This window comes from Vibrio sp. 1249-1 (assembly GCF_033340495.1).
This window is the reverse complement of sequence record NZ_JAWOWJ010000677.1, coordinates 1-647: the sequence shown is the minus strand read 5'-3', so window position 1 is coordinate 647 and position 647 is coordinate 1. Positions and strand designations below refer to the sequence as shown.

The window sequence follows — 647 nt, the reverse complement described above, 5'->3', positions numbered from 1 at the left end:
TGCCATTCATGCGATGAACGGCAAAGGAAAACTGATCGTAATGAGTGAAGATTGGATTGAAGAAGGTGAAATAAAGGGCGCAGCGATTCATGTTATCGACGATGGTTGTGGTATCAAACCAGAAAACTTAAATCGAATTTTCTCACCGTTTTACACGACGAAACGCGATGGTACCGGATTAGGCTTGTCGGTTTCGCAAAGTATTCTCAGTCAAACCGGTGGCGAGCTGAAAGCCGAATCGGAGTGGGGTAAAGGAAGTACATTCAGCATCTATTTACCAAAGAAAGCCGAGCTACTGCTGGAAGTGACAAACATCGTGTAATGTAAACCAACGCGAGTTCCATCAAAAAAGGTCAGTGTAAACTGGCCTTTTTCTTATCTACTTATCTTATCCTTCGTTGCCACTTTAAGTACGACAAATGACATGGATTTTTCGCCTTTTCGTACAGAAAAACACAGGTAACGAAACATATTTCCCATTAATTAATAAAAACAAAACTTGAAGTATGTAGCTTGAAGCAGTACCGTTGCCCGGTTTTTTCTCAATACACTTAAATTGCTAAGGTAAAGGTTTTGATCTCCACAGCGAATATCACTCAACAATTTGGCGCTAAGCCGTTATTTGAAAACATCTCAGTTAAGTTTGG

At 40.3% G+C, this 647-nt stretch carries 1 protein-coding gene; it reads left to right on the top strand.

Annotated elements, in window-relative coordinates; translation table 11 throughout:
• Nucleotides 1-322 (top strand): ATP-binding protein (locus R7Z50_RS28300; protein ID WP_318149858.1); only part of this gene is annotated, 322 nt, incomplete at its 5' end.
• Between the last annotated feature and the right edge of the window lie 325 nt (nucleotides 323-647).